The 725-nt window shown below is 49.7% G+C and carries 1 protein-coding gene; it reads right to left on the reverse strand.

Annotated elements, in window-relative coordinates; all coding sequences use genetic code 11:
• On the reverse strand, nucleotides 1-697 hold a 697-nt coding region (gene trpD / locus R7190_RS27290), incomplete at its 3' end, for an anthranilate phosphoribosyltransferase (protein ID WP_318137858.1).
• Nucleotides 698-725 lie beyond the last annotated feature (28 nt).

The raw sequence follows: 725 nt of genomic DNA on the forward strand, positions 1-725 counted from the left end.
CCGTTGTTGTACCGTGAATGGCCACTTCATCCAATCCGCTACCATGTACGACAGCGGCGCGCTTCATGCCCATTTGTAGCATGGTTTCTGCGATAGGACGAACCAGTTCTTCACTGTAGACGCCCATTAATTCGATGTTTGGACGTGCAGGGTTAATCAACGGGCCAAGAATGTTGAAAATGGTGCGCGTTTTCATGGTTTGGCGCACAGGCATCGCGTGGCGAACGCCTCCGTGATATTGAGGCGCGAACAAGAAAGCAACGCCAATGTCGTCAACCGCTTTGCGGGTGTCTTCAGCACTCATTGCTAGGTTGATGCCAAACGAGTCCAGTAAGTCAGAAGAGCCGGATTTACTTGATACGCTGCGGTTGCCGTGTTTCGCGACCTTTAGGCCACATGCTGCTGCAACAAAGGCGGCCGTCGTCGAGATATTGATAGTATTATGACCATCGCCCCCTGTCCCTACGATGTCTGCAAAGTCGTAATCAGGACGAGGGAACGGGTTCGCATTCGTCAGTAGGGCTTTTGCTGCACCGGCAATTTCATCAGGCGTTTCGCCTTTGATCTTTAATGCTGTTAATGCCGATGCCATTAAAATTGGATCAAGCTCGCCGCGAATAATAATGTCGAATAGCTGTTGGCTTTCTTCTTGAGTCAGTGATTGCTGTTCGTACAGTTTGTTGATGATTGCTTCCATAGTTTCTCTCCCCATTTCCTTATGCGTT

Source organism: Vibrio sp. 1078-1, from assembly GCF_033340475.1.